The 24,048-nt window shown below is 61.3% G+C and carries 22 protein-coding genes; 6 read left to right on the top strand and 16 right to left on the bottom strand.

All coding sequences use genetic code 11. The features are described from left to right. Positions 1-4: 4 nt before the first annotated feature. The 3 genes from PseAD21_RS16225 to PseAD21_RS16215 all read right to left on the bottom strand — a co-directional run bounded on the left by PseAD21_RS16225 (position 5) and on the right by PseAD21_RS16215 (position 3,493). On the bottom strand, positions 5-418 hold the full coding sequence (locus PseAD21_RS16225; protein WP_256588175.1) for a hypothetical protein: 414 nt from the start codon (positions 416-418) through the stop codon (positions 5-7). A 529-nt stretch (positions 419-947) separates the two neighbouring features. Beyond that, on the bottom strand, positions 948-2,120 hold the full coding sequence (locus PseAD21_RS16220) for a cystathionine gamma-synthase (RefSeq protein WP_102356555.1): 1,173 nt from the start codon (positions 2,118-2,120) through the stop codon (positions 948-950). Beyond that, the gene (locus tag PseAD21_RS16215) at positions 2,117-3,493 is read right to left on the bottom strand and encodes a cystathionine beta-synthase (protein ID WP_102356554.1); all 1,377 of its coding nucleotides are present in this window, start codon (positions 3,491-3,493) and stop codon (positions 2,117-2,119) included. The genes PseAD21_RS16220 and PseAD21_RS16215 overlap by 4 nt, the downstream gene beginning before the upstream one ends. A 390-nt stretch (positions 3,494-3,883) precedes the next feature. Here PseAD21_RS16215 and metE point away from each other — a divergent pair, with 390 nt between their 5' ends. Continuing rightward, positions 3,884-6,172 carry a 5-methyltetrahydropteroyltriglutamate--homocysteine S-methyltransferase gene (gene metE / locus PseAD21_RS16210; RefSeq protein WP_102356553.1) on the top strand — a complete coding sequence of 763 codons (2,289 nt, stop codon included), beginning with the start codon at positions 3,884-3,886 and terminating at the stop codon, positions 6,170-6,172. Between the two features lie 125 nt (positions 6,173-6,297). On the opposite strand, the gene PseAD21_RS16205 is transcribed toward metE, so the two are convergent. After that, entirely contained in the window at positions 6,298-7,233 is a 936-nt protein-coding gene (locus PseAD21_RS16205; RefSeq protein WP_003225729.1) for a Ppx/GppA family phosphatase, read from the bottom strand. 297 nt (positions 7,234-7,530) lie between these two features. Here PseAD21_RS16205 and PseAD21_RS16200 point away from each other — a divergent pair, with 297 nt between their 5' ends. Beyond that, the gene (locus tag PseAD21_RS16200) at positions 7,531-7,758 is read left to right on the top strand and encodes a ParD-like family protein (protein WP_102356552.1); all 228 of its coding nucleotides are present in this window, start codon (positions 7,531-7,533) and stop codon (positions 7,756-7,758) included. Beyond that, positions 7,755-8,546: a type I methionyl aminopeptidase gene (gene map, locus PseAD21_RS16195; RefSeq protein ID WP_102356551.1), complete on the top strand. Its 792-nt coding sequence runs from the start codon at positions 7,755-7,757 to the stop codon at positions 8,544-8,546. The genes PseAD21_RS16200 and map overlap by 4 nt, the downstream gene beginning before the upstream one ends. 163 nt (positions 8,547-8,709) lie before the next feature. Here the strand turns inward: map and PseAD21_RS16190 are convergent, their stop codons facing one another. The 5 genes from PseAD21_RS16190 to ribBA all read right to left on the bottom strand — a co-directional run bounded on the left by PseAD21_RS16190 (position 8,710) and on the right by ribBA (position 14,097). Then, entirely contained in the window at positions 8,710-9,864 is a 1,155-nt protein-coding gene (locus tag PseAD21_RS16190) for an ABC transporter ATP-binding protein (RefSeq protein ID WP_102356550.1), read from the bottom strand. A 16-nt stretch (positions 9,865-9,880) separates the two neighbouring features. Further along, positions 9,881-10,690, bottom strand: a complete 810-nt coding sequence (locus PseAD21_RS16185; protein ID WP_102356549.1) for an ABC transporter permease — start codon at positions 10,688-10,690, stop codon at positions 9,881-9,883. 6 nt (positions 10,691-10,696) lie between these two features. Continuing rightward, on the bottom strand, positions 10,697-11,656 hold the full coding sequence (locus PseAD21_RS16180; protein ID WP_102356548.1) for an ABC transporter permease: 960 nt from the start codon (positions 11,654-11,656) through the stop codon (positions 10,697-10,699). Continuing rightward, complete coding sequence (locus PseAD21_RS16175) at positions 11,641-12,666, bottom strand: ABC transporter substrate-binding protein (protein ID WP_102356547.1); 1,026 nt, start codon at positions 12,664-12,666, stop codon at positions 11,641-11,643. Before PseAD21_RS16175 ends, PseAD21_RS16180 begins: the two co-directional genes overlap by 16 nt. Before the next feature lie 321 nt (positions 12,667-12,987). Further along, on the bottom strand, positions 12,988-14,097 hold the full coding sequence (ribBA, locus tag PseAD21_RS16170; protein WP_102356546.1) for a bifunctional 3,4-dihydroxy-2-butanone-4-phosphate synthase/GTP cyclohydrolase II: 1,110 nt from the start codon (positions 14,095-14,097) through the stop codon (positions 12,988-12,990). A 65-nt stretch (positions 14,098-14,162) separates the two neighbouring features. Between ribBA and PseAD21_RS16165 the strand changes: the two genes are divergently transcribed. After that, on the top strand, positions 14,163-14,459 hold the full coding sequence (locus PseAD21_RS16165; protein ID WP_102356545.1) for a DUF1330 domain-containing protein: 297 nt from the start codon (positions 14,163-14,165) through the stop codon (positions 14,457-14,459). Positions 14,460-14,583: 124 nt separating this feature from the next. Here PseAD21_RS16165 and PseAD21_RS16155 read toward each other — a convergent pair whose 3' ends face one another. The 7 genes from PseAD21_RS16155 to PseAD21_RS16125 form a co-directional block, all read right to left on the bottom strand. Then, positions 14,584-15,147 (bottom strand): NUDIX hydrolase, encoded by a 564-nt coding sequence (locus PseAD21_RS16155; RefSeq protein WP_102356544.1) that lies wholly within the window; start codon positions 15,145-15,147, stop codon positions 14,584-14,586. A gap of 1 nt (position 15,148) precedes the next feature. Next, positions 15,149-15,901, bottom strand: a complete 753-nt coding sequence (locus PseAD21_RS16150) for a GntR family transcriptional regulator (protein WP_102356543.1) — start codon at positions 15,899-15,901, stop codon at positions 15,149-15,151. A 58-nt stretch (positions 15,902-15,959) separates the two neighbouring features. Next, positions 15,960-16,349: a carboxymuconolactone decarboxylase family protein gene (locus PseAD21_RS16145; protein WP_102356542.1), complete on the bottom strand. Its 390-nt coding sequence runs from the start codon at positions 16,347-16,349 to the stop codon at positions 15,960-15,962. Between the two features lie 210 nt (positions 16,350-16,559). Continuing rightward, a complete protein-coding gene (locus PseAD21_RS16140; protein WP_102356541.1) occupies positions 16,560-17,045 on the bottom strand; it encodes a flavin reductase family protein in 486 nt (161 codons plus the stop codon). Positions 17,046-17,057: 12 nt separating this feature from the next. Next, positions 17,058-18,539, bottom strand: a complete 1,482-nt coding sequence (locus PseAD21_RS16135) for an aldehyde dehydrogenase (protein ID WP_102356540.1) — start codon at positions 18,537-18,539, stop codon at positions 17,058-17,060. Next, positions 18,536-19,369 (bottom strand): alpha/beta fold hydrolase, encoded by an 834-nt coding sequence (locus PseAD21_RS16130; protein ID WP_102356539.1) that lies wholly within the window; start codon positions 19,367-19,369, stop codon positions 18,536-18,538. The genes PseAD21_RS16135 and PseAD21_RS16130 overlap by 4 nt, the downstream gene beginning before the upstream one ends. 31 nt (positions 19,370-19,400) lie before the next feature. After that, positions 19,401-19,991 (bottom strand): amino acid synthesis family protein, encoded by a 591-nt coding sequence (locus tag PseAD21_RS16125; RefSeq protein WP_098964278.1) that lies wholly within the window; start codon positions 19,989-19,991, stop codon positions 19,401-19,403. A gap of 459 nt (positions 19,992-20,450) precedes the next feature. Between PseAD21_RS16125 and PseAD21_RS16120 the strand changes: the two genes are divergently transcribed. Continuing rightward, positions 20,451-21,494, top strand: a complete 1,044-nt coding sequence (locus tag PseAD21_RS16120; RefSeq protein ID WP_102356538.1) for a YCF48-related protein — start codon at positions 20,451-20,453, stop codon at positions 21,492-21,494. After that, a complete protein-coding gene (locus PseAD21_RS16115) occupies positions 21,491-23,875 on the top strand; it encodes an RND family transporter (RefSeq protein WP_102356537.1) in 2,385 nt (794 codons plus the stop codon). Before PseAD21_RS16120 ends, PseAD21_RS16115 begins: the two co-directional genes overlap by 4 nt. Positions 23,876-24,048: the final 173 nt, after the last annotated feature.

Genomic DNA, 24,048 nt, shown 5'->3' with positions numbered 1-24,048 from the left:
CCGATTATTGCGGGCTGTTGAACTGGTCCGAATAGCTGCCGGTCATCAGCGCCGAGGCAACGCGATCGGAGCCGACGCCGACGCGCGAATAGGCATAACGGTTGGCGCCGACCTTGTCGGTCCCGTCGGAGGCCAGGGTATTGGCGCCGACGTGATCGGAGCCATCGGAGGCGACTGCACCGGCGCCGACGTGATCGGAGCCATCGGAGGCGACCGCACCGGCACCGACATGATCGGAGCCATCGGAGGCGACTGCACCGGCGCCGACGTGATCCGAACCATCCGAGGCAACCGCCCCAGCCTTCACATGATCTGCGCCATCGGAAGCCACCGCCTGCGGCTGCGCAGACCAGGCCGTTGGCAGCATGACGGTCGCCGCGACCGCAAGAATGGCGCCAGACAAAAGCGTGTGTTTCATGATTTTCTCCACGACCCATCAGCCACACAACGTTCGTTGGCCCGGGGTTGACCAGATTGGCGATTGGCACGGGCGCACTGCAAAGCGCACGGGTGTCGACGTATTGCATGAAACCGCGACAGCGAACTGAAAAGTATAGATCGGCAAACCGTGGGTGCAGCTGCGCGGGGAGGGGAAGCGATAGTCGGTTAACTTCCTTGCGCAAGACTGCTTGAAGGAAATCGGTCTAAAAACAGGCGCCCATGGCTATGAGGCTTTTGCTAGCCTCAAAGGTGTAGGCGAAGACGCAGACTGATGCGCAAGCGGATAGCAAGGGGACGTGGGGCGCGTTCCGAAGGGTACACGGTTAGAAAGATCTCCGCGCTGAGATCCAGCCCTTATGCCGTGTGAGGCAGCAAAGCGCCGCTCTTTTTCCATGGTTGCTTTGTACTGTGAGAGGCCCGATAAACCTTGTAAGCCAGAGACCAGCACTGGCCGCCTACTCGAACTCCAAAGCCCGCCCCGTGCGGGCTTTGTCGTTCCTGTCACGTCAGATCGACTTCAGCGCCTGCGCCAGATCCGCGCGCAGGTCTTCGAGGTCTTCGACGCCCACCGACAGGCGCACCAGGCCATCGCCGATGCCCAGTTTGGCGCGGGTCTCAGGTGGAATGGTCGCGTGGGTCATGATCGCCGGGTGCTCGATCAGACTTTCGACGCCACCCAGGCTCTCGGCCAGGGCGAAGATCTTCACGTTCTCGAGGAAGCGCCGGGCACCGTCCAGATCGCTGTTCAAGTCCACGGAAATCATCCCGCCGAAACCGTGCATCTGCCGTTTGGCCAGCTCATGTTGCGGGTGCGACGGCAGGCCTGGGTAGTAGACGCGTTTGACCTGCGGCTGTTGCTCCAGCCACTGCGCCAGCGCCAACGCGTTGCTGCAATGACGCTCCATGCGCAGCGCCAGGGTCTTCACCCCGCGCAGGGTCAGGAACGCGTCGAACGGCCCGGAAATCGCGCCGACGGCGTTCTGCAGGAAGCCGAGTTTGTCCGCCAGTTCGGCATTCTGCCCAACCACCGCAATGCCACCGATCACGTCCGAGTGACCGTTCAGGTATTTGGTGGTCGAGTGCAGCACGATGTCGAAACCCAGCTCCAGCGGCCGCTGGATATACGGGCTGGCGAAGGTGTTGTCGGCCACGCTGATGATCCCGCGTGCGCGGCAGATACGGGCGATGGCGGCCAGATCCGACAGACTCAGCAGCGGGTTGGTCGGTGACTCGACAATCACCAGGCGCGTGTCGTCCTGCAGCGCCGCTTCGAACGCTGCCAGGTCAGTCAGATCGACGTAGCTGAAACGATGCCCGGCACTGCGCTGACGGACCTTGTCGAACAGGCGGAATGTACCGCCGTACAGGTCATTGCCGGAGATGACGTGCGAACCGGCATCGATCAGTTCGAGGACGGTGGAAATCGTCGCCAGCCCGGAAGCGAAGGCGAACGCGCGGGTGCCGCCCTCCAGGTCCGCCACGCAGCGCTCCAGAGCGAAACGCGTCGGGTTGTGCGAGCGCCCGTAGTCGAAGCCCTTGTGCACGCCGGGGCTGTCTTGCAGGTACGTCGAGTTGGCGTAGATCGGTGGCATCAGTGCGCCGGTGGTCGGGTCCGGCGTTTGCCCGGCGTGGATCACCCGGGTCGCGAAGCCTTGGGATTTATCGTCGTGCTGACTCATGCGAGGGATCTCCGTAATTGGTTGAGCATGTCGGTGCGAGTAATCAGGCCATGGAAGCCTGCGGCGTCGGCGATGATCGCCACGAGGCCGCGACTGAGCACCGATTCCAGCTCGGCGAGATTGGCGCCGGGCGCGAGGGTTTGCAGCTTGTCGGTCATCACGCTGGACACCGATTGACTGAAGCGTGCGGCGTCTTCGTGCACCGCCAACAGGATGTCGGATTCGTCGATCACACCGACCAGTTGTTTGCCTTCGACCAGCACCGGAAGCTGCGAGACATCCGCCAGGCGCATGCGCTGGAAGGCGGTCAGCAGCGTGTCACCGGGGCCGACGCTGATCACCCGGCCGTCCTCGAAACGGCGGGCGATCAGGTCGCGCAGGTCGCCATAACCCTTGCGTTGCAACAGGCCCTGGTCGGTCATCCACTGGTCGTTGTAGACCTTCGACAGATAGCGCGTACCGGTGTCGCAGACGAAGCTGACCACGCGTTTTGGCTCGGTCTGTTCGCGGCAGTAACGCAGCGCGGCAGCGAGCAGGGTGCCGGTGGACGAGCCGCCGAGAATGCCTTCGGCCTTGAGCAACTGACGGGCGTGATCGAAGCTTTCTTCATCGCTGATCGAGTAGGCATGACGCACGCTGGAGAGGTCGGTGATCGACGGAATGAAGTCTTCGCCGATGCCTTCCACCGCCCATGACCCGGGCTTGGGCAGCGTGCCGTCACGGCTGTATTGCGCCATCACCGAACCGACTGGATCGGCGAGGACCATTTCCAGATCCGGCTGCACACGTTTGAAGAAGCGGCTGAGGCCAGTCAGGGTACCGGCGGAACCGACGCCGACCACGATCGCATCCAGGTCATGCTCGGTCTGCGCCCAGATTTCCGGTGCGGTGCTGCATTCGTGGGCCAGCGGGTTGGCGGGGTTGTTGAACTGGTCGGCGAAAAAGGCGCCGGGGATGTCTTTCGCCAGGCGCGCAGCGACGTCCTGGTAATACTCGGGGTGGCCCTTGCCGACATCCGAGCGGGTGATGTGCACCTCGGCGCCCATGGCTTTCAAGTGCAGGACTTTCTCGGTGGACATCTTGTCCGGCACCACCAGCACCACGCGGTAGCCTTTGGCGCGGCCGACCAGCGCCAGACCCAGGCCGGTATTGCCGGCGGTGGCCTCGACGATGGTGCCACCCGGATGCAGACGCCCATCGCGTTCAGCGGCGTCGATCATGGCCAGACCGATGCGGTCCTTGATCGAGCCACCGGGGTTTTGCGATTCCAGTTTGAGAAACAAGGTGCACGGTCCGGTATCGAAACGCGTGACTTGAACCAGCGGAGTATTGCCGATCAGCCCAAGTACGGCAGGGCGTGATTCCTTTGACATTTCTTCACCTCTTAGTGGTGTTGATCGCGTTCCATTCGCGGGGAAAAGCTCGCGTGCAACATAGGCTCAGACAGGAGCTGTCGCAACCTTTTGTCGGCCGTCAATTCAGCCAGTTCGATCTAACCATAGAACGAAATCCAAGGGCGTGGAGGGTGGATTTGAACGGGTTTATATCGAGGCGCCATTGAGTATTCAAAGGGCGTCGTATCGGTCATCAACAGCTTGATCTGCGCATGAATATCCTGCTGGGAAAACTGCCCTGCAGGAACATTTCCAGTTTCATCTGATCATGAGGAAATCTCGTGATCATCAAGATTAAAATGAGTTTGTCTCACTAGTGCTTGATCTCGACAATGGCCGCCATCAACAAGACATTGGAGAGTTTTTGTCATGGCACTGGCCCATTCCCTCGGATTTCCGCGCATCGGTCGCGACCGCGAACTGAAGAAAGCGCAAGAGGCGTTCTGGAAAGGAGAACTGAACGAGGCCGGCCTGCGTGAGGTGGGGCGTGAGCTGCGCAAGGCCCATTGGGATTTGCAAAAGCAGGCGGGCATCGAGCTGCTGCCGGTGGGCGACTTTGCCTGGTACGACCAGGTGTTGACCCATTCGCTGATGTTCGGCGTGATCCCCGAGCGCTTCCGTCCGCACGACGGCAAAGCCACCCTGCAAACCCTGTTCGGCATGGCCCGTGGCGTCAGCGACAGTTGCTGCGGCGGTGCCCACGCTCAGGAAATGACCAAGTGGTTCGACACCAACTACCACTACCTGGTCCCGGAATTCAGCGTCGATCAGCAGTTTCAGCTCGGCTGGGAGCAGTTGTTCGAAGAAGCCGAAGAAGCCCGGGCACTGGGTCACAACGTCAAGCCAGTGATCATCGGCCCGCTGACTTACCTGTGGCTGGGCAAGGCCAAAGGCGCTGAATTCGACAAGCTGGAAATGCTCGATCGCTTGCTGCCGCTGTACGGCCAGATCTTCGCCCGTCTTGCTGCACTCGGTGTCGAGTGGGTACAGATCGACGAGCCGATTCTGGTGCTCGATCTGCCGCAGGACTGGAAGAACGCCTTCGAGCGCGCCTACAACCAGATTCAGCGTGATCCGCTGAAAAAACTCCTTGCCACCTACTTCGGTGGTCTGGAAGAGAACCTCGGCCTGGCCGCCAATCTGCCGGTCGATGGCCTGCACATTGATCTGGTGCGCGCACCGGAACAGTACCCGACCATCCTTGATCGTCTGCCGGCCTATAAAGTGCTGTCGCTGGGTGTGGTCAATGGCCGTAACGTCTGGCGCTGCGATCTGGAAAACGCCCTCGCGACGTTGCAGCATGCGCATGAGCGTCTGGGTGATCGTCTGTGGGTCGCGCCATCGTGCTCGCTGCTGCACAGCCCGGTGGACCTTGGCCGCGAAGACCAACTCGACGCCGAGCTGAAAAGCTGGCTGGCGTTTGCCGTGCAGAAGTGCGAAGAAGTGGCGGTGCTGGCCCAGGCCGTTGATGAGCCGCAAGCGCCGAAAGTGCTGCGGGCCTTGACCCAAAGCCGTTCGGTGCAGGCCAGTCGCGCCGCTTCGCCACGCATCCACAAGCCTGCGGTTCAGGCTCGTGTGGCGGCCATTACGGCGCAGGACAGTCAGCGCCAATCGCCGTTTACCCAACGCATCGGCAAACAACGCGCCGGCCTTGACCTGCCGCTGTTCCCGACCACCACCATCGGCTCGTTTCCGCAGACCGCTTCGATTCGTCTGGCGCGCCAGTCATTCAAGCAAGGCAAGCTCAGCGAAGCCGAATACACCGAAGCCATGTACAGCGAGATCCGCCACGCGGTGGAAATCCAGGAGCAACTGGGGCTCGATGTGCTGGTGCACGGTGAAGCCGAGCGCAACGACATGGTCGAGTACTTCGCCGAGCAACTGGACGGCTACATGTTCACCCGTTTCGGCTGGGTGCAGAGCTACGGTTCACGCTGCGTCAAACCGGCGGTGATCTTTGGCGATCTGAGTCGTCCGAAGGGCATGACCGTGGAGTGGATCCGCTACGCCCAGGGTCTGACCAACAAGGTCATGAAAGGTATGCTGACCGGCCCTGTAACCATGCTGATGTGGTCGTTCCCCCGCGAAGATGTGTCCCGTGAAGTGCAGGCGCGGCAACTGGCGCTGGCGATTCGTGATGAAGTGGTGGATCTGGAAGCCGCCGGGATCAGGATCGTGCAGATCGACGAAGCCGCATTCCGTGAAGGTTTGCCATTGCGTCGGGCGCAGTGGCAGCACTATCTGGACTGGGCCACCGAAGTATTCCGCCTGTGCGCCTGTGGCGTGCGCGACGAAACGCAGATCCACACCCACATGTGTTACAGCGAGTTCAACGATGTGATCGAGTCCATCGCAGCGATGGATGCCGACGTGATCACCATCGAAACCTCGCGCTCGGACATGGAACTGCTCGATGCTTTCGAAGCCTTCGCCTACCCGAACGAGATCGGCCCGGGCGTCTACGACATCCACTCGCCACGCGTTCCGGATGCCTCGGAGATGGCCAACCTGCTGCGCAAGGCGGCCCAGCGGATTCCGGCAGAGCGTTTGTGGGTCAACCCGGATTGCGGCCTGAAAACCCGTGGCTGGCCGGAGACTGAAGCGGCGCTGGTGCACATGGTTGCCGCCGCCCGCCAGTTGCGCAAAGAACTGGCCTGAGGAGACACCCACCAAACCCTGTGGGAGCGAGCCTGCTCGCGAAGGCGGCGTGTCAGTCGAATAATGTTTCTCTGATACACCGCTTTCGCGAGCAGGCTCGCTCCCACAATGGGTTCAGTGATCTGTCAGTGACGGCTCATCAAGCCGTGCAACACACCGAGGCGCAGCCCCGGTTCCGACGGCACCATCTGCGAAATCCCGAACACCTTGAACGCCGCCAGCATCAGCACCAGCCCACCGGGCAAAATGCTCTGGCGATGCGGCTGCAAACCTGCCAGTTTCAATTGCTGAACGTTCTTCACTTTCAGCAGCAACAGCGACAAACGCAACAACCCGCCATAGGTAATGCCGTCCTGACCGAAATCGTTCAAGCGATTGGCTTTAAGCACTTTCGCCAGCATCCGCGCCGTGCCCGACGAGCCAATGGTCTGTTGCCAGCCCTGAGCGCGATAGCGGCGGGCGACTTTCTCGAATTGCAGGATCGCCACACGCTCGGCTTCCTGCAGTGCACCGGGCGCAATGCGTCCGTCAGGGAAATAGCGTGCACCCAGAGTGCCGCTGCCGATGGCGATGCTTTCAGTGAGCAGCGGCTGCGAACCCTGGCCGAGAATCAGCTCGGTGGAACCACCGCCGATGTCGACCACCAGGCGCATGTCTTCAGCGCCCGGCAGGGTATGGGCGACGCCGGCATAGACCAGTCGCGCCTCTTCATGGCCGGAGATGACGTCGATGCGAAAGCCCAGATGACGTTCGGCACTGTGCAGAAACAACTGCGCATTGTCGGCCTCGCGCACCGCGCTGGTCGCCACTGCCCGCACCTTGCCGGCCTCGAACCCGCGCAGTTTCTTGCCGAACCGCGCCAGCGCCTGCCAGCCCCGATCCAGCGCCATTTCGTCCAGTGCACCGCCGTCGAAGCCTTCGGCCAGCCGCACCGGTTCACGCAGGGTTTTGACTTCCTGAATCATGAAACCCTTACGACTGCGCACCGACTGACCGATCATCATCCGAAACGCATTCGAACCCAGGTCGATGGCGGCAAACAGCGAGGCGTCTTCTTTCATGGGAATCCCTGCACAGCATCCGTCGAAGGCTCAAGACGGTTTGCGAGGATTCTGCCGCTGACTTGATGACATCCTGATGACGGGGCAGGGGCGGTTCAATGAATGTGCGGCTGTCATGACACTGTCATTATCCGGCGACTATGCTGAGCCCAATACATCGCGTGTTCTTAAAGTTTTTGCTGCCTCTTTGGGCAGCTTTTTTTTGCCCGCGATTTGGCAATCCCTACGCAAGGTTTGCAATCGTGGGCGTCGTCTGGCTAATATACGATCCATATACACTTCGTATCGGATTCGGATATGGGCATCGTAAAGATTTCAGAAGACATGCACGAGAACCTGCGCATCTCCAGCAACGCCCTCAGCCGCTCGATCAACGCGCAGGCCGAGCACTGGATGCGTATCGGCATGCTCGCCGAGCTGCACCCCAACCTCGACCACAGCGCCATTTGCCGCTTGCTGATCCGCGCCGAACAGAACGGCGGGCTGGGTCTGCACCAACTGACTCAGGAAGCCGTCAGCGCATGAGAAACCAGATCAAGATCAACACCCCTGCTGAAATCGCGCAATCGCGTGCGGCCGGCAAACTCGCCGCTGAAGTGCTGGCGATGCTGGTGCCTCACGTCAAGGCCGGCGTGACCACCGATGAGCTGGATCGCCTGTGCAACGATTACATCGTCAATGTGCAGAAAGCCATTGCGGCCAACGTCGGTTATCACGGCTTCCCGAAAACCGTCTGCGCGTCGGTCAACGACGTGGTGTGCCACGGCATTCCCTCGGGTACACCGTTGCAGGACGGCGACATCGTCAACCTCGACATCGCGGTGATCAAGGACGGCTGGTTCGGCGACACCAGCCGCATGTACGTGGTCGGCGAGGCGACGCCTGAGGCGCAGCACCTGATCAAGACCACTTACGACGCCATGTGCGCCGGTATTCGGGTGGTAAAGCCGGGCGCCACATTGGGCGATATCGGCCATGCGATCCAGAGCCTGGCGGAGAAGGAAGGTTTCAGCGTGGTGCGCGAATACTGCGGGCACGGCATCGGCAAGGTCTACCACGATGAACCGCAGATCCTGCATTACGGTTTTCCGGATCAGGGCATGAAGCTCAAGGCGGGGATGATCTTCACTGTCGAGCCGATGCTCAATGCCGGCAAGCGTCATGTGAAGAACATGCCGGACGGCTGGACCGTGCTGACCAAAGACGGCTCGTTGTCGGCGCAGTGGGAACATATGGTGGCGGTGACGGAGACAGGTTTTGAAGTCCTGACGGCGTGGCCGGATCAGATTGAAGGGTTTGCGCCGATCACCTGAAAAAGGGTCACCGCAGCCCGACACCGGGGTGACCCGAGGGTGATACGCGATCCAATGTAGGAGTGAGCCTGCTCGCGATAGCTGTGTGCCAGACAACAACTATGTTGAATGTTGAACCGCTATCGCGAGCAGGCTCACTCCTACAAGGGGGGGGCCTGAAATATCAGTGGGCGCCGGCCGCTTTGTTTAGGTCGCTGTCGGTCCACTCGGTGTAGACGCAGGCATCCGCCGTGGCCCAGCGCACCCGCACCGAATCCCCGGCCTTGAGCGGCATGCCCGCCGCCGACAACGCTTTGACCGTCATCGAAGTGCCGCCGGAGGTGACCACGCTGCAGGTCTGGCTCTCGCCGAGGAATAGCACTTCCACGACCTGTGCTGAAACCTCGTTCCAGCCCGCCGCCAACGGCTCATCGCTCGCTTGCGGCACGCTCAGCGCCAGGGCTTTTTCCGGGCGCACCATCAGCAGCACATCCTGATCCGTGTGCAAGCCAGCGGTCAGTCGAATCGACAACGACTGCCCTTCAAAACTTGCAACCGCGTTGCCCTGGGCCTTGAGCTTGAGGAAGTTCGAGTTGCCGAGGAACGACGCGACAAACGCATTCGGCGGATTCTGGTACAAGTCATAACCGCTGCCCAGGCCGACAATCTTGCCGTGACTGAAAATCGCGATGCGTTGCGACAGACGCATGGCTTCTTCCTGGTCGTGGGTCACGTAGACGATGGTGATGCCCAGGCGCCGATGCAGCTGGCGCAGTTCATCCTGCAAATCCTCACGCAGTTTCTTGTCCAGTGCGCCGAGCGGTTCGTCCATCAACAGAATGCGTGGCTCATAGACCAGCGCCCGGGCGATGGCGACCCGTTGCTGCTGGCCACCCGACAGTTGTGAAGGGCGGCGATGGGCGAACTGTTCGAGCTGCACCAGTTTCAACATGGCGTCGACACGCTTGTCACGTTCGGCGGCGGCGAGTTTGCGGATCGCCAGCGGAAACGCGATGTTGTCGCGCACCGACAGATGCGGAAACAGCGAGTAACGCTGGAACACCATGCCGATGTCGCGCTTGTGCGGTGGCACATTGACCAGCGACTGACCGTTGACCAGGATCTCGCCGCTGCTTGGCGTTTCGAACCCGGCGAGCATCGACAGCGTGGTGCTCTTGCCCGAGCCGCTGGAGCCGAGGAATGTCAGGAACTCGCCGTCCTTGATGTCCAGCGAAATATTGTCGACGGCGGCAAAGTCGCCGTAGTGCTTGTTCAGGTTGCGCAGGCTGACCAGGGGCTTGTCGTTCTGCTGGGATGCGTCTTTGATCACGGCACTCATGTCGTACTCCTGGCGCTCAAGCGCTGATTTCGTTGCGCCGGCGCAATGCGGCGGCGATCACCATGACCAACACCGACAGGCCGATCAGCAGCGTCGAAGCGACGGCGATCACCGGTGTCAGGTCCTGGCGCAGGGTGGTCCACATTTTCACGGGAAGGGTTTGCAAGGTCGGGCTGGCCATCATCACGCTGAGCACCACTTCGTCCCACGAAACGAGGAAGGCGAAGAGGGCGCCGGCGACCATGCCCGGACGGATCGGCGGGGAGGGCACCTTGAACACCGCTTGCAGGCGCGAGGCGCCGCAGATCACCGCTGCATCTTCAATCGACTGATCGAACAGCTTCAGCGAGTTGATGATCGAGATGATGGTGAACGGCAACGCGACGATCACATGGCTGACGACGAACGCAAACATGGTCCCGGTGTAACCGAGCTTGAGGAACAGCGCATACACCGCCACGGCGATGATCACCAGCGGCACGATCATCGGCAGGGTGAACAGGCCATAGAGCATTTCCCGACCGGGAAAACGCCCGCGCACCAGGGCAAACGCGGTTGGCAAACCGAGGGCTACGGCGCAGATCGTGGTCAGCACGGCGACCTTGAGGCTGGCCGCTGCGGCGTTCATCCAGTCGGCGTTGGAGAAGAACTGGCCGTACCATTTCAATGTCCAGCCCGGCGGCGGGAACACCAGCCATTGCGACGAACCGAACGACAGCAGGACGATGAACACGATCGGCAGCAGCAGGAAAAGGCCGATCAGTCCGGTGGTGGCGTAGAGGCCGAAGCGCATCCGGCGGCTCATGGCATTGGGAGTCAGGAGCATCTCGGCTTACCTCGCGTTGCTGGCGCCAACCGGGGATTCCGGCTGAAGCTTCAGGTAGAAGTAGAACAGCACCAAAGTGATCGCGATCAGCAACGCGGCGCCGGCACTGGCCAGACCCCAGTTGAGGAACGATTGCACCTGCTGAATGATGAACTCCGGCAGCATCATGTTCTGCGCCCCGCCGAGCAGCGCCGGGGTGACGTAGTAACCGAGCGACATCACGAACACCATCAAACCACCGGAGGCCAGACCCGGCCGGCACAGCGGCAGGAACACCCGGAAGAAGTTGGTCCACGGACTCGCGCCGCAGATCGAGCCGGCCTGCAGGATCATCGGATCGATGGCCTGCATGGTCGCCTGCAACGGCAGCACAATGAACGGGATCATGATGTAGCTCATGCCGATCACTACGCCGGTGAGGTTGTGCACCATTTCCAGCGGCTGATCGATGATGCCCATTGCCATCAGAGCCTTGTTGATCACACCGGAGGCTTGCAGCAGCACCAGCCACGAATAGGTGCGGGCGAGCAGGCTGGTCCACATCGACAACAGCACGATGTTGAGGATCCAGCGTCCCCAGCCGCGCGGCACCAGCGTGATCGCCCAAGCCAGCGGAAAGCCCAGCAACAGGCTGAAGATCGTCACCAGCCCGGCCACCGAAAAGGTGTTGAGCAGCACCCGTGCGTACGCCGAGTTGGCGAACAGTTGTTGATAGTTGCCAAGGCCAGGCGTCGGTTCCAGCACGCCACGCAACAGCAGGCCAATCAACGGCGCGAGAAAGAACAGGCCGAGGAACAGCAACGCCGGTGCGAGGTTGCCGGCGCCGCGCCAGCGTTGTCTGAGGGACGGGGCTTGTTGCATCGCAACCGCCTGTTTTGCGTGGGCTGAACCGGCAGCGCTGGTAGCGCTCCCGGAGACAGAGGAGGGACGGGACGCAGTGGCCGCCATTTTTATTTGACCAGCCATTCGTTCCACCGTGTCGCGATGGCTTGACCGTTCTTGGCCCAGTACGCGAAATCAAGAGTGATCTGATCCTTGGCGTAGGCAGTCGGCAGGTTCGGGGCCAGCACCGAGTCCAGGCGCGCCACGCTGTCGACGTTGACCGGGGCGTAGGCAGTCAGGTTGGAGAAGTCGGCCTGGCCTTTGGCACTGCTGGCGTTGGCCAGGAACTTCATCGCCGCGTCCTTGTTTTTCGAGCCTTTTGGAATCACCAGAATGTCGGCCATGACCAGGTTCTGCTTCCAGCTCACGCCCACTGGTGCGCCGTCTTCCTGCAGGGCGTGAATGCGGCCGTTCCAGAACTGGCCCATGCTCGCTTCACCGGAGGCCAGCAGTTGCTGCGACTGCGCGCCGCCGCCCCACCAGACGATGTCTTTCTTGATGGTGTCGAGCTTCTTGAAGGCGCGATCCAGGTCCAGCGGGTAGAGCTTGTCGGCCGGCACGCCGTCGGCCAGCAGCGCCAGTTCGAGCACGCCGGGGCTTGGCCATTTATAGAGAGCACGTTTGCCGGGGTAGGTCTTGGTGTCGAACAGCGCGGTCCAGTCTTGCGGCTTGGCCGCGCCGAGCTTGCCTTCGTTGTAGCCGAGGACGAAGGAGAAAAAGAACGAGCCGACGCCGTAGTCGCTGACGAAACGCGGGTCGATCTTGTCGCGCTGGATGACTTTGAAATCGAGGGGTTCGAGCAGGCCTTCGGCGGCGGCGCGCAGGGCGAAGTCAGCTTCGACATCGACTACGTCCCACTGCACGTTGCCGCTCTCGACCATGGCCTTGAGTTTGCCGTAGTCGGTCGGGCCGTCCTGCACCACGGTGATGCCGCTGGCCTTGCTGAACGGATCGGCCCAGGCCTGTTTCTGCGCATCCTGGGTGCTACCGCCCCAGCTGACAAAGTTCACACTCTCGGCGGCCATCGCGGCCTGGCCGGTCACGCTCAGCAGTCCCGCAAAAAAGATCGCGGTTGCAGCTTTGTTCAACACCATTTTTACGCCCTCATTGTTGTGTTTTTGAGCGGGCTTGCGTTGTTGCCCGCCTGTCGGGAGCAGTAGCTGGACGGTTTTTCAGGTCGCCCGGTCTATGGAATATCATATTATGGTATTCCAAACTTTGTGCAAGCACTTTGCCTTACCGGTTATCTGGCGAATCTGTTTTTTTTGGGGTTGTGAGATGCCGATCTGAAATGCAAAACCCTGTGGGAGGGGGCTTGCTCCCGAATGCGCTCGATCATTCAACATTGATGTCGACTGATACGGAGCCTTCGGGAGCAAGCCCCCTCCCACAGTTGGAATTGTGTTTGGCTTCGGTTATTCGCTGAACGGAATACTCTCGACCACTTCCAGGTCATACCCGGTCAATCCCGCGTATTTCAATGGCGGCCCAAGGTGGCGCAGCTTGCCCACCCCCAGGTTCTGCAGAATCTGCGCCCCGGTCCCGACCTCCGAATAGATCCGCGATTGCGAGCGGCTGAACTGCCGTGGCGGCTGGGTCAGTTGCGGCACGCGCTCGAGCAACGCCTGCGATGACTCGTGATTGGCTAACACCACCACGACGCCATGACCTTCCGCCGCGACCCGTTGCAGCGCCGCCCACAGCGTCCAGTTGCTCGGCCCGCTGTATTCGGCTCCGACCAGATCACGCAGCGGATCGATCACATGCACGCGCACCAGCGTAGGCTCTTCGCGGCGCAGATCGCCCATGACCATCGCCATGTGCACGCCACCCTCGATGCGGTCTTCAAAGGTGATCAGGCGGAAAGTGCCGTGCACCGTCGGCAGCTCACGTTCGCCGATGCGTTCGATGGTGTGCTCGGTGCTCAGGCGATAGTGGATCAGGTCGGCGATGGTGCCGATCTTGATCCCGTGCCTGCGCGCGAACACTTCCAGGTCCGGGCGCCGGGCCATGGTGCCGTCGTCGTTCATCACCTCGACGATCACCGAGGCCGGGGTGAAACCGGCGAGGCGCGCCAGATCGCAACCGGCTTCGGTGTGGCCGGCGCGGGTCAGCACGCCGCCTTCCTTGGCGCGCAGCGGGAAGATGTGCCCGGGCTGCACCAGGTCTTCCGCCCGGGCGTCTTTTGCCACAGCGGCAGCGACCGTACGCGCGCGGTCAGCCGCAGAAATACCGGTGGTGACGCCAGTCGCCGCTTCAATCGACACGGTGAACGCGGTGCTGAACACGCTGCCATTGCTCGGCACCATCTGCTCCAGGCCCAGGCGCTGGCAGTGTTCGTCGGTCAGCGTCAGGCAAATCAGCCCGCGCGCTTCGCGGGCCATGAAGCTGATCGCCTCGGGTGTGCAGCAGTCGGCAGCCAGCAGCAGGTCGCCTTCGTTTTCCCGATCTTCGTCATCGACCAGCAGCACCATTTTGCCGAGGCGATAATCTTCGATGATTTCTTCGATGCTGTTGAAGGCCATGCTGGACTCTCGATGTGGATGAAATTTGTGGTATACCATAATACAAAATTAACCAAGAGGTCACTATGAAGGCGTACTGGATTGCTCACGTGGACATCACCGATCCCGATCACTACAGCCAATACACCCAACGCGCCCCGAAAGCGTTCGCCGAGTTCGGTGCGAGGTTTCTGGCTAGAGGCGGGGGCAGCGAAGCAATGGAAGGTCGGGCGACGCCACAGCGCAGCGTGGTGATTGAATTCGATAGCTACGAGCAAGCGCTGGCGTGCTATCGCTCGGCGGCGTATCAGGAGGCGAAAAGCTACCGCGAGGAGTGGGCGAGGGCGGAGATCGTCATCGTCGAAGGCATCGCCCCGCTTTAAGCCACACTACAAATCCCTTGTGGGAGCGGGCTTGCTCGCGAATGCGGTCAATCATTCAACATTTCTAGCGACTGACACGACGCCTTCGCGAGCAAGCCCGCTCCCACAGGGGTAGAGGTGATGCTCAGCGGATGAAATGAATCTTGCCGCTGTCATCATTGCCCATGTAGATCCCATACACCCCAGCCTGGCGTTCCTCGATATAACGCTCGAGAATCTGCCGGATCGCCGGGTAGTAAATCTGCTCCCACGGGATGTCTTCAGGGGCGAAGAACTTGTAGTCCAGGGTTTCGGGGCCATATTGCCCGGTGATCTCCAGCGCGATGGCGCGGAAGATGATGTACACCTCGCTGATCTTCGGCACGCTGAAAATCGAGTACGGCGAGACGACTTCCGCGCGCACACCGCTTTCTTCCCAGACTTCGCGCAGCGCCGCCTGTTCAGTGGTTTCGCCGCTTTCCATGAAGCCGGCCGGCAGCGTCCAGGTGCCCGGGCGCGGCGGGATCGCTCGTTGGCACAAGAGGTATTTGCCGTCCTGCTCGATGATGCAGCCGGCGATGATCTTCGGATTGACGTAGTGGATGTAGCCGCAGCCGCGGCACATCAGGCGCTCGTGCGTATCGCCCGGCGGTATCTGCTGACCGAGGTCAGGGCCACCGCATTTCGGGCAAAAGCTGGGGCTGAACATGTCAGTGACCTATGCGCGGTTCTTTCAGCGCGATGGGCAGGGTGATGTTCGGCGTGGCGCCGGTCTCTTCCTGCTTGCGCTTGAGGTAATCGAGGGCCACGGTCGCTGCGGCACGGACGTGATCGACACAGGCCTGATGCGCCGCCAGCGGGTCGCCGCTCTTGATCGCCTCGACCATTTTTTCCATTTCCTGGTTACTCGCGCCGCGCCGGTTTTCCTGAGACACCGAGGTCGCACGCAGGTAGCTGATGCGCGCCTGCAGCTGGCGCAGCTGCGTGGCTGCGACATGGTTGCCCGAGCCTTCGAGCAGCACGTCATAGAAGCCCTGCACCGAGTCGATCACCTGTTGCAGTTCGCCGTCCTTGAGCGCCTTGCGGTTCTCGTCCAGGGCTTTTTCCAGGGCTTTGATGTCCTTGGCTTTGGCGCGCAGGGTGAACAGCTGGACGATCAGGCCTTCGAGTACGCAACGCAGCTCATAGATGTCGACCGCATCGGCGAGGGTGATGATCGCCACCCGTGGCCCTTTGGCGTCGGCAAACTCCACCAGACCTTCGGATTCGAGGTGACGCAAGGCTTCGCGAACGGAAGTGCGGCTGACGCCAAGGCGATCGCACAGATCGCGCTCTACCAGACGATCCCCTGGCATGAGCTGGAAATTCATGATCGCGCTACGCAGTTTGTCCAGCACGATTTCGCGCAGGGTAACGGGGTTGCGATTGACCTTGAAGCTGTCGTCGAGTGGCTGGCGTTTCATGGGGTCCGCTCTTGATGTTGGCTGTCCATGCCAGACGGGCATCTAAACAGCCGAGGGGTTAACTGGAGGCCTCGGCGTCGGCTTCGGCGAAGGCTTCACGGGCGAGCCGGAAACTGTCCACGGCTGCCGGAACCCCGCAATAAATGCCGACCTGAAGCAGAATTTCGCGTATTTGCTCACGACTCAGGCCGTTACGCAAGGCGCCGCGCACATGCAGCTTGAGTTCATGCGGACGGTTGAGCGCCGAGATCATCGCCAGGTTGATCATGCTGCGCTCCTTGAGCGACAAACCCTCACGCCCCCAGACATGGCCCCAGCAGTATTCGGTGACCATTTCCTGCAGCGGGCGGGTGAAATCGTCGGCGTTTTCCATCGAGCGCTGCACGTAAGCTTCACCCAGCACCTGAGTGCGGATCTTCAGGCCTTTTTCATACTTTTCGTTACTCATCATTCCTCCTCACAACGCATACCCACCTGTTGGAATGAAACCTGTGGTGAGGGGATTTATCCCCGACCGGGTGCGAAGCAGCCCCAACACCTGCAACCGCGATTTGCCAGACATACCGCGTGCGATGGTTTTACGGCTGCTTCGCAGCCGGTCGGGGATAAATCCCCTCACCACAATGGGCAGTTCCACAGTGGGATGTGTGTGGATCTGTCAGGCCAGGGTCGGCAACGGCCCGAGCTTGCCCTTGTGATAAATCATCGGCGTCACCGGTTGCTCGGGCAGGATCAGGTTCTTCACCGCGCCAACGATAATCGCGTGATCACCACCATCGTATTCCCGCCACAACTCGCACTCGATGATCGCCGTGGCCTTGGCGAGGATCGGGTTGCCGAGTTCGCTCAGATGCCACTCGATGTGCCTGGCCTTGTCTTTGCCTTTACCGGCGAAGGCGTAGGCCTCGGCGGTCTGGTCGGCGGACAGCAAGTGGATCGCGAACTTCTTGCTGTCGCGCAGCACCGGGTAGGTGTCGGAGGCGTAGTTGGGGCAGAACAGCACCAGCGCCGGGTCAATCGACAGCGCACTGAAGGCGCTGGCGGTGATGCCGACGATGCCGCCATCCGGGTCGAGGGTGGTGACCACCGTGACTCCGGACGGGAATGAACTCATGACGTCTTTGTAAATGCCGGGTTCGATCATTTCGCAGGACTCCTAGCGCATCACAAACGGATCAGGCATTGGCGCCTGGGAAAGGTTGATCCACACCGTTTTCAGTTCGGTGTAGGCCAGCACCGAATCGATGCCGCTTTCGCGTCCATAGCCACTGTTCTTGAAACCGCCGATCGGCGCCATCGCTGACACCGCGCGGTAGGTGTTGACCCAGATGATCCCCGAGCGCACGTCGCGGGCGAGGCGATGGGCGCGGCCCAGGTCGCGGGTCCAGATGCCGGCGGCGAGGCCGAACTGCGAGTCGTTGGCGATCGCCAGCGCTTGGGCTTCATCTTTGAAGCGAATCACCGAAGCCACCGGGCCAAAGACTTCTTCCTGCATGATCTTCATCGAATTGCGGTCGCACTCGAACAGCGTCGGCTCGTAGAACCAGCCGTCACCGAGATCGGTGGGTCGCTTGCCGCCCGTGCGTAACCGCGCACCTTCAGCGATGGCATCGGCCACCAGCCCTTCGACCACCGCCAGTTGTTGCGCAGTGGCCATCGGGCCCATTTCGCTGTGGTCTTCCTGCGGGTTGCCGATGCGGATGCGCTGGGCGCGTTCGACCAGGCGGCTGACGAACTCGTCGTAGATTTCGTCCTGCACCAGCAAACGTGAGCCGGACACGCAGCTCTGGCCCGAGGCGGCGTAGATCCCGGCGATGGCGCCGTTGATCGCGCTGTCCAGATCGGCGTCGGCGAAGATGATGTTCGGCGATTTGCCGCCGAGTTCCAGCGACAGCTTGGCGAAGTTCTCGGCGCTGCTGCGCACCACATGCCGGGCCGTGGCCGCGCCGCCGGTAAAGGCGATCTTGCGGATCAGCGGATGGCGGGTGAGGGCGGCGCCGGTGCTCGGCCCGTAACCGGTGACAACGTTGACCACACCCGGCGGAATCCCGGCTTCGAGGGCCAGACGTGCCAGCTCAAGGATGGTAGCCGAGGCGTGCTCGGACGGCTTGATCACGATGGTGTTGCCGGCGGCAAGGGCCGGCGCCAGTTTGATCGCGGTCAGGTACAGCGGACTGTTCCACGGAATGATCGCGGCGACCACACCCATCGCTTCGTGCACGGTGTAGGCGAACAGGTCGGGCTTATCCAGCGGCAGCGTGCCGCCTTCGAGCTTGTCGGCAAGGCCGGCGGTGTAATGGAAGAACTCCGGCAGATAGCTGACTTGGCCACGGGTTTCGCGGATCAGCTTGCCGTTGTCGCGGCTTTCCAGCTGCGCCAGTTGTTCTTTATTTTCAGCGATCAAGTCGCCGAGACGGCGCAGCAGTTTGCCGCGCGCGGTAGCGGTGAGGCCGCGCCAGGCCGGGCTGTCGAAAGCTGTCTGTGCCGCTTGCACGGCACGTTCGACGTCAGCTTCGTCAGCGTCAGGCAGCTCGGCCCAGGCTTGCGCGGAAGCCGGGTTGAGGCTTTCGAAGGTCTTGCCGGAGAGGGCGTCGACCCATTCTCCGCCGATGCACATCTGGAAGCGTGCGAGTGTCATGCAACGATCCCCTTTATTTGGTTTTGTCGGGAGTGTGCGAATTCGAGAAATTCCAGCAGCGTCTGGTTGACCAGGCGCGGCGACTCTACCGGCATCATATGCCGTTGCTCGGGCAGCACCGCAACGTTCGCACCGGGAATGCGCCGGGCCAGTTGCTCGGCCATTTCCGGGGTGGAACCGGGGTCGAGTTCGCCGGTGGCGATCAGCGTCGGTGCCTGAATGCTGCCGAGGTCGTCGGCGCGGTACATGTCTTGAGTCGCGAACAGCTCGTAAGTGGTCAGGTAACCCTGCGGATCGTTGCCGGCCAGGGTCTGGCGAATGGCCGCGATCTGCGCCGGGTTAGCCGCCTGATATTCGCGGCTGAACCAGCGTGACAGCGCCGCTTCGGCGTTGGCATCCGGACCGTGTTCGGCGGCTTGTGCCGTGCGGGCGATGACGCCGGCGCGCTGTTCTTCGCTGCGGTTGAACACGCTGTTCAGGACCACCAGGCTTTGCAGGCGCTCGGGGTAATGCAGGGCAAACGCCCGCGCCACCAGCCCGCCCATGGAGAAGCCGATCACCGCTGCCTGAGGCAGATTCAGGTGGTCGAGCAGCTCCAGCAACTGATCGGCGTAGCCGAGCAGGTCGGTGCCGCTGGCCGGTCGCGGGCTGGCGCCGTGGCCGAGCATGTCGTAGGCGATCACCCGATATTGGCTGGCGAGGCCAACAATCTGGCCACCCCACATTTCTTTGTTCAGGCCCACGCCGTGGATCAAGACCACGGGCTGGCCTTGGCCGGTCGCCAGGTAACTGGTGCCAGCCGGGGTGAGTTCAGCGGTGAGCCGAATCATGGAGCGCTCCTGCAATGCCTTTTTATTGTGATTACTGGGCTTTTTCGGCGGCCAGTTCTTCCAGATCGATGTAGCGGTTACCGATGCGCGGGTGCAGGCGACCACCGTCGGCGCAACCGAGCACCACGACGATTTCGTCGGCACGCGGGGCGTCTTCGATCTGCATTTCCAGGGTGATGTAGTGCGAGCGCTGGCCTTCGTCGTCCTTGTGCATCATCGGGATCTGGATCGAGGTGCCCGGGCCGCCGCGCTTGTTGGTGAAGCTCAGGTAGCTCTTGGCCTTGACCGCTTCGCGGTAGTGATTGCCGAAGCGCAGGGTGTGGATCACCGCCGAGGCGTGTTCGATCTCGCCGTCGGCACCGACGACTGCTGCCTTGCCGTAGGCCTCGATCTTTTCGGCGCCGCCGATGATGCCCACCAGACGCTCGACCATTAGTGCGCCGAGGTCGGAGCAGTTGGCGCGGATCTGCGGTTTCAGGTCCTCGACAAAGCCGTTGCCCACCCAAGGGTTCTTCATCACCACGGCCAGGCCGACCATGGTCACCGGCTTGTCAGTGGCCTTGCCGCCTTCGATGAAGGTTTCTTCGACATAGCTGACGATCTTGCGAATTTCGAAACTCATGAGCTGCTCCGTTGGGGGATTGAGAGTGTCTGTGCGTCTGATGGTATACCATAATACCTATCGTGCAAGTCCCCCACGCAAGATTTGCCGCATCCATCCGGCGAATGGTGATGTATTCACCGTCGACCGCAATCTCGAGTACACCAACAACCCCGTGTGGGAGGGGGCTTGCTCCCGAAAGCGGTGGATCAGTCGACATTTATGGTGGCTGACACGACGCTTTCGCGAGCAAGCCCGCTCCCACAGTGGAGTTCACTCAAAACCTCAGTCTCGCGGTTAACAAAAGATAACGTGGCGCCGATTGTCAGACGTTTCCAAAGCCCGATAGGATGAGCCAGCTTCCCAAGGCGCTCTGGGCTGCGGGTTTCACGGCTATGCTTGTGACCCATCAGTCACCACGAGCACCCTTGCGGCGCCCTAAGGCCGAACGGTCTAACAATAATAAATAGGGGAAGGTCTATGAGTCGTTGCCGCCCGCCGGCGTTACGCAACACCGCGTTGCTGGCCACAGCACTCACTCTGCTGGGCTGTGCTGCCTTGTCGGCACCCGCACTGGCCGCCGAAGCGCCGGCCGACGGGGTGTATTCCACCGAATCGGCCAAAGCCGCCAAAAGCCTGATGCTCGATGTCGCCCACGCCGGCACCCGGTTGGTGGCGGTCGGCGATCGCGGGCACATTCTCTATTCCGATGACCAGGGCAAGACCTGGGCCCAGGCCAAGGTGCCGACCCGGCAACTGCTGACGGCGGTGTACTTCGTCGATGACAAGCACGGCTGGGCCGTGGGCCACGACGCACAGGTGCTTGCCAGCGAAGACGGCGGCCTGACCTGGAATAAACAGTTCGAAGACCTCAAGCGCGAAGCGCCGCTGCTCGACGTCTGGTTCCAGAACGTCAACCACGGCGTCGCCGTCGGCGCTTACGGCGCCTTGCTGGAAACCACCGATGGCGGCAAAAACTGGCAGGACGTCAGCGACCGCCTCGACAACCAGGACCAGTTTCACCTCAACGCCATCGCGGCGGTCAAGGACGCTGGCTTGTTCATCGTTGGCGAGCAGGGCAGCATGTTCCGCTCCCCCGACTGGGGCCAGACCTGGGAAAAACTCCAGGGCCCGTATCAAGGCTCGCTGTTCGGCGTGATTGGCACCGCCCAGGCACAAACCCTGTTGGCCTACGGCCTGCGCGGCAACCTCTATCGCTCCAGCGACTTCGGCAGCACCTGGCAGCAAGTCGAACTGAAAGCCGCACGTGGCTCACTGGAATTCGGCCTGTCCGGCGCGACACTGCTCGCGGACGGCTCGATCGTGATCGTCGGCAACGGCGGCTCGGTGATCAGCAGCAGCGACAACGGTGAAACCTTCAGTGTCTTCAACCGCCCGGACCGCATTTCGCTGTCTTCGGTGACGGCCGCCGGCGACGGCAATCTGATTCTGACCGGGCAGGGTGGCGTTCACACCACGCAGCCAAACGGCGCCGAGATCAATAATAAGAAGGCGGGGCTATGACTTCCTTGAGCACTCATCATCAGGACAAGGCGACGTTTCTCGAACGTCTGATTTTCAACAATCGCCCGGCAGTGATCCTGATCTGCCTGGTGGTCAGCATCTTCCTGTTCTGGCAGGCCACGCTGATCCGGCCGTCCACCAGTTTCGAAAAAATGATCCCGCTCAAGCATCCGTTCATCGAGAAGATGATGGAGCACCGCAATGATCTGGCGAACCTGGGCAACACCGTGCGGATTTCGGTGGAAGCCAAAGATGGCGACATCTTCTCCAAGGAGTACATGGAGACCCTGCGTCAGATCAACGACGAGGTGTTCTACATCTCCGGCGTCGACCGCTCCGGCCTCAAGTCGCTGTGGAGTCCGAGCGTGCGCTGGACCGAAGTGACCGAAGAGGGCTTTGCCGGCGGTGAAGTGATCCCGCAGAGCTATGACGGCTCGCCGGACAGCCTCGACATGCTGCGCAACAACGTCCTCAAGTCGGGGCAGGTCGGGCGGCTGGTGTCCAACGACTTCAAGTCGAGCATCGTCGACATCCCGCTGCTGGAGTCCTACCCGGACCCGCAGGACCAGGGCAAGCTGCTGGCGCTGGACTACCGCCAGTTCTCCCACGAACTGGAAGACAAGATCCGCAACAAGTTCGAAGCGCAGAACCCCAACGTCAAGATCCACATCGTCGGTTTTGCCAAGAAGGTCGGCGACCTGATCGACGGCCTGGTGATGGTGGTGATGTTCTTCGGTATCGCTTTCGTCATCACCCTGATCCTGCTGCTGTGGTTCACCAACTGCCTGCGCAGCACCATCGCGGTGTTGAGCACCACGCTGGTGGCGGTGGTCTGGCAACTCGGGCTGATGCACTTCTTCGGCTTCGGGCTGGATCCGTATTCGATGCTGGTGCCGTTCCTGATCTTCGCCATCGGCATTTCCCACGGCGTGCAGAAGATCAACGGTATCGCCCTGCAATCGAGTGAGGCGGACAACGCCCTGACCGCCGCGCGGCGCACCTTCCGGCAACTGTTCCTGCCGGGGATGATCGCGATCCTTGCCGACGCCGTGGGCTTCATCACCCTGCTGATCATCGACATCGGGGTGATCCGCGAACTGGCGATCGGCGCTTCCATCGGTGTGGCGGTGATCGTGTTCACCAACCTGATCCTGCTGCCGGTGGCGATTTCCTATGTCGGCATCAGCAAGCGCGCGATTGCCAGGAGCAAGAAGGACGCGAATCGCGAACATCCGTTCTGGCGCATGCTGTCGAACTTCGCCAGCCCGAAAGTCGCACCGATCTCCATCGCTCTGGCGCTGATCGCCTTCGGCGGCGGCCTCTGGTACAGCCAGAACCTGAAAATCGGCGACCTCGACCAGGGCGCGCCGGAGCTGCGTCCGGACTCGCGCTACAACAAGGACAACAACTTCATCATCAACAACTATTCCACCAGTTCCGACGTGCTGGTGGTGATGGTCAAGACCGCCACCGAAGGCTGCTCGCGCTACGAGGCGATGGCGCCGATCGATGAGCTGATGTGGAAGATGCAGAACACTGAAGGCGTGCAATCGGCGATCTCGCTGGTGACCGTGTCCAAGCAGATGATCAAGGGCATGAACGAGGGCAACCTGAAATGGGAAACCCTGTCGCGCAACCCGGACGTGCTGAACAACTCGATTGCCCGCGCCGACGGCCTGTACAACAACAGCTGTTCGCTGGCGCCGGTGCTGATCTTCCTCAACGACCACAAGGCCGAAACCCTCGACCGGGCAGTGCACGCGGTGCAGGAATTCGCCAAGGCCAACAACAAGGACGGTCTGGAATTCATCCTCGCGGCCGGTAACGCCGGGATCGAGGCGGCCACCAACGAGGTGATCAAACAGGCCGAGCTGACCATCCTGATCCTGGTGTACATCTGCGTGGCGGTGATGTGCATGATCACCTTCCGCTCGTGGGCGGCGACCCTGTGCATCGTCCTGCCGCTGGTGCTGACCTCGGTGCTGGGCAACGCGCTGATGGCGTTCATGGGCATCGGCGTGAAAGTCGCGACCCTGCCGGTGGTGGCGCTGGGCGTGGGGATCGGCGTCGATTACGGCATCTACATCTACAGCCGTCTGGAAAGTTTCCTGCGGGCCGGGCTGCCGTTGCAGGAAGCCTATTACCAGACCCTGAAATCCACCGGTAAAGCGGTGCTGTTCACCGGTCTGTGCCTGGCCATCGGCGTGTGCACCTGGATCTTCTCGGCGATCAAGTTCCAGGCCGACATGGGCCTGATGCTGACCTTCATGCTGCTGTGGAACATGTTCGGTGCGCTGTGGCTGTTGCCAGCGCTGGCCAAGTTCCTGATCAAACCGGAGAAACTGGCGGGGCAGAAGGGCAATTCGTTGTTTGCCCACTGATCGGCAGGCCTGAAACGACAAAGCCGCAACCCTCGGGTTGCGGCTTTTTTTATCCCGCGAATTTCACACATCCATTGTAGGAGTGAGCCTGCTCGCGATAGCGGTGTATCAGGCAGCGATTCTTTAGCTGATATACCGCTATCGCGAGCAGGCTCACTCCTACAGGGGATTTG

It is taken from the genome of Pseudomonas sp. AD21, assembly GCF_002878485.1.
Lineage (GTDB): Bacteria > Pseudomonadota > Gammaproteobacteria > Pseudomonadales > Pseudomonadaceae > Aquipseudomonas.
The sequence above is the reverse complement of the archived record's forward strand: the minus strand, read 5'-3'. Positions and strand labels throughout refer to the sequence as shown.